This window comes from Blautia intestinihominis, from assembly GCF_040096655.1.
Lineage (GTDB): Bacteria > Bacillota > Clostridia > Lachnospirales > Lachnospiraceae > Blautia_A > Blautia_A intestinihominis.
In genome coordinates this window covers 1-4927 of the sequence record NZ_JBBMEI010000127.1, presented here as the reverse complement: position 1 = coordinate 4927, position 4927 = coordinate 1, and the positions used below count along the sequence as shown (strand labels likewise).

2 protein-coding genes and 1 pseudogene are annotated in these 4927 nt (G+C 37.2%); 2 read left to right on the top strand and 1 reads right to left on the bottom strand.

Annotated features, from left to right (window positions below; all coding sequences use genetic code 11):
• Both WMO75_RS18775 and WMO75_RS18770 read left to right on the top strand, forming a co-directional pair.
• The coding region (locus tag WMO75_RS18775) for a TnpV protein (RefSeq protein WP_349078730.1) at positions 1-333 on the top strand (333 nt) is incomplete at its 5' end.
• Positions 334-593: 260 nt separating this feature from the next.
• Positions 594-4541 carry a P-loop NTPase gene (locus tag WMO75_RS18770; protein ID WP_349078728.1) on the top strand — a complete coding sequence of 1316 codons (3948 nt, stop codon included), beginning with the start codon at positions 594-596 and terminating at the stop codon, positions 4539-4541.
• A gap of 201 nt (positions 4542-4742) precedes the next feature.
• Here WMO75_RS18770 and WMO75_RS18765 read toward each other — a convergent pair.
• Positions 4743-4927 (bottom strand): annotated as a pseudogene (locus WMO75_RS18765) (MobQ family relaxase); the annotation flags it as partial.

Here is a 4927-nt window from a genome sequence, read left to right as displayed (position 1 = left end):
CTTGGCGCAGACGGAATTTACTATCCGAATCTTGTCAGTACAGATGAAGAACCGCATTATGGGAAATATGGAATGATTCGGAAAACGTATCTGAAAGAGCATCGTTCGGCAATGTATTCTCTGTATATGTTGGAAGACAGATTGACAGAACATCTGAATACTGTGGACGATGAAGCACAGGAGAGAATGGATATTCTGGTGCGTCAGATGATGGAGAAGCAAGGCGTTACGGAAGAATTGAAAGCTCGTGATCAGATGGTGTGGGTTGGAGCTGTAAATAACATCCGGAATGCAGCGGAAGAGATTGTGTTAAAAGAATTAGTGTATATTTAAGGTAATGGAAAGCTCCTTCGGGAGCTTTTCGCTGTTTGGAAGAGATTATATAGAAAATGGGTTAAGAAGATGGTATTATTAAAGCAGCGGGATTTTTTATTATAGTATCTAAAATGTTTTATTCATTACAAGGAAATGGAATTGATGAATGCCATTAAACTTCCTAATAGAAATAGAATCTTTCGATATTCTGAATTGGAAAATTTGATAAGTACAGATTAGAGCACGTGTAGATGTAATAAGAGAACGAAAGGAGAAATATGGGAAAAAGCACAAAGAAGAAAAACAAAAAGGTTACAGCTCCAAAAGCAAATATTCAGGAATTAAGTATTTCTAGGGATGGCGGACAAATTGCACTCAGGGGGTATTCATATCAATTTTTGTATTCGTGTTATTTAATTCTTTCGTCATCAAATCCAAGCAATTTTTTCCAGCTTGAGGGGATTGAAGATATTGATTGTATCATGCAGAAAAATGGTAGTAATGATATTACTCATATACAGTTGAAATATTCTGTCAACAAACAGGATGCCAGCTTTTTAACTGATGTGCTCAAAAATTTTCTTGAAGCATATTTGCTGGATCAAAATAGATTTTTTAAGCTTGTTTATGATTTTCCTGTTGCAAAAGGCCATCTAAGTAAGATATTTGCATCTAAGTTAGACGAAAAATCACGCACCTATTGGGCTGGCGTGATTTCAAATATCAAGAAAAACAATCCTTCTTGGAATTGGTCTGTTTATGATTTCGATAAATTTTTTTCACATCTGTCATTTGAGAAGATTGAAAAATCTATACTTGCTACTGAAATTGAAAAAACCTTAATTAGAATTTATGAGATTAACACAGACAATGTTTCATTATTTGCAAATAGCATAAAAATTCTTTGCTTTGAAAAAATGGAGCAGCGGGCCTATGTGACCAAAGCAGAATTAGATTCCAAAATCCAATCTGTCAAAATAGATATCAGTAAGGGTCCTCAAAATCCAGCTCATAGTTGGATTCGTAAACTGGACTACTCTAAGCCTAGCATTGATGAAGGGTGTAGTTTTTACGAAGGGAAAAAAGCAACACCAGCAGATATAGTAAGTGGGTTTCCAATCAAACGACCGAGTTTAGAAAAAGATGTTATTAATTCTATTTGCGAAAACATGGTTACTGTAATTAAAGCTTCTAGTGGGCAAGGAAAAACCACGCTGGCTTTGCGGGCAGCTTATATTCTCCAAAATGAATATATACCATATCAGTTACTATGGTGTGATGAGATAAAAGAAATTGGGAATATTGTCCAATATTTCAAAGCAAGAATTCAGCTTGGTGAAAAGATTCTTATCTTAATTGACAATCTGGATAACCATCTCAGCAAATGGAATTATCTTGTTCAGCTCTTACAATCCGAATTGCATTGTCATTATAAGTTGCTCATCACATCGCGAGAGATGGATTGGTATAATTATAGTGGCGACTTGAGCAATATTCAGTCTTTGAAAGTAATTAAGCCGGCTTTAGAAGAAAAGGAAGCAATAGAGATATTCAATCTATTCGGAGAGGCTAAGCAGCTTCACCCAAGCATAACAAGCTGGCAAAGAGCATGGAATAAGATTGCAGAAAGGCAACTACTTATAGAGTATGTCTACTTGCTTACTCATGGTGAGATGTTATCAGAAAGAATAGCCTCACAAATATCCGAAATAGGACAATCATCTTCTGGCAAAGCAAAATGTGAAATCCTGCGCAAAGTATGTTTTGCAGATCTTTGCGGAGTCAGGCTTTCTGCTGTCAACCTTTATGCGAGTCAATCAGAAGATTCTGGATCGGATTTTGGGGAGCTCTTAAAATGTATGGAATCCGAGTTCCTTGTGCATGTAAATGAAGAGAGCGGGTATATTGAGGGGCTGCATCCAATTCGGTCAAAGCACGTTGTTGAGAGGCTGCATGAATTCCTGCCAATTGACAATACCGCCATTTCAGTTATGAAAATGGCGGACAAAGCGGACCTATCGATACTGTTTTCTCATCTGCCGGAGTTTACCCTGAACAAAGAGACATTTTTCCGCGATGCGGTCGAGAGTCTATGGGATGAAAAAGACCTTTCAAACTATACTTCTGCAATACAGGGGCTTTTTTCAGGGAGTGTGATGCAGTATTTCCTTTCCAATCGGGCTATGTTTGACGATGCAGATGCCCACGGCGGTCTTTTTCTTATATCGACCGAAATGTGCCCCTTTGCTGTATTTGAGGATTTCGGTGTGTCGATGGATACGCTGGACAAAATGCGGGAAACATTTCCGGATAATAAGAATATAGAATATCTTTGCCGATTACGGGAGCGTATTCCCACCTGCCGTTTGCAGGAAACGTATGTCTATGTTTTCTGCGATTGTCTATATAGGAAACTGTGCACCCTTCGGTTTGACGGAATAAAGGACATCATGTCCTATGCCTCCATTTCTGAGTGGATCTATAACATCAATCCAGCGTGGAATGTATCGGTCGGATTTTCTCTGGACGATCTTTGGAGCAAGCCGGAAAAATTGACGCTGGAGTGCATTTCTACGCTGATGTATCTCTCCTACTGCGGGAACAGAGAGAAATATATGGAATTTGTGGAACGAAATCTTAAGAGTATTCTTACGTACCTCAAGCAGTGGACCAGATCACATAGGGTATTTATTGATTCCGAAAAAAATGCGATTCACATTGAATATATCCTTCGATTGCACAATATTAAAACGGGAAATGAGCAGAGCGTCTCAAGGTTGAAACTCCTTTGCAAAGCCTTGCCTATTTTTGATTTGTATTGCGCGGATGCACTCAAGCCGACAGTTGATTTGCTCGCGGCTTATCCTGTTCCCGACGATGCACATAAAGAAATGTCCATTAGAAACATTGTAATCATGTTTCATCAGAATCTTACGTCGCTATGGAACAAGACCATTATGAGCAATTACGAATTTGATACCGTGACAGAATGGTTAAATTACTGGTTTGATGTGAGAGAACATATATGTTTGCTTGCAGATAAGTGCTGTGCCTGTATTTATAAACTTCTTAGCGGAAAAACATTAGGGGGCTTGGCAGGGGAAGTAGATAAACTTCGTGAAGACTTCGCCTTAATTACCACAGGTGAAAAACGATATCCTAAGGAAGATCGTCCTTTTGAAGAAAAAGCTACAGTGCCTGAGAGATTAGGAAAAATAAAGAATAAATACTTTCAAAGCATACAAAACTTTATGAATCAGTTTGCGGGTTTTCTTGCTAAGGAAGAACAAAAACAAAGATTGGCTATGGTAAACCTCATAACAGCTCAAAGTTCTCTTGTAACGATGCAGAATTACTTTGCAGAAATTGCAATTGATTTTGGTTTTCAGGAAAGACAGATGGTTCTTTGTGTTATGGAAACGCAAAATATAGAGCGACTAATAATGTGCTGTAGATACTATCAGGCACATTCGCCAAATAAGTATTTTAATAAATATCAAATTAGGAATTGGTATGATGGGTATTGTCGAGATGAAAGAAAAATCGCAGAAGAAGGATTTTTGGCATTAAAATCCAAGTATTTGATTCATTTTCCTGATAAAATTTATACCATTGATATGTTGAGCTATTATCCAATTATAGTTGATAATTTTGATATGGCATCGGAAAGCAATTTAACCGAATGGCTTCTGGGTTGTATCGCATTTTCTGATGCTCCCTTTGATTATCTAGTCATATTATCCGCTAACGAGTTTGAAGAAATAAATTCTGCTGCTTTACAGTTCCCTCGACAGATGCTTGTTGATGTCAAGAAGGCAATTGAATCAGAAAATTATTTATCGCTTGATAAATTATTACATCCATATCCTGTGGATGTGACGGCACAAATGCTTGACTGCTTTAGTGAAAAATATGATTTGCCTGAAAAAAAAGTCACCGATGTCGATGAATTTCCAATAGGAGATATTGCAGAAGAACTATGGATATATTCTAAATCTGTGGAGTTGTTGACGGAACCAGAAGATGCGTGCTATCTTGCAGATCAAACGCAAGATATTCAGCCCAACATTGCGGAAATGCTTCGTTTATTGAAGAACAAGCTTCCGTTCAAAGATGTCGATTGGTTAATAGAAATTTGTGATAACGTATTTTCCGGAGAAAAATTTGATGACATTATGTTCAATAATGTTATTGAACATTTCATACAGAAAAAGATTGAACAGTAAAATCGTTGTATCTTGATTGTTTTAGCAGACAACGTCTATTTAATTGAAGGAAAAGAATGTTGATAGCATAGGCATTGAAAATGCTAGACTATGACTTGGATTTCAAATTAAAGTAAATAGGCGGAATATTAGAATAATAATGTGTGAATATTATTTATTGTCTCGGCACCATTTATGGTGCCAGGACAATACTTTAGATGATTACAATTCTATATCATGTGACTTTTTCTTAGCTCGAGTAGGTTGATTTCTTCTAATTTCTTGTTTTCTCTGATGTTCAAGTTCCCATGCACGATGGGAGAAGACATTAGGATCTTCCACATTGAGATAATCTACCTCATTGGCGGCAATATCACGGCGGTGATAGTCATAATACTTACCAAAAG

Bases quoted from the DNA above. Each gene is read 5' to 3' on its own strand.
- WMO75_RS18770 (WP_349078728.1), top strand. From the start codon at position 594: ATGGGAAAAAGCACAAAGAAGAAAAACAAAAAGGTTACAGCTCCAAAA.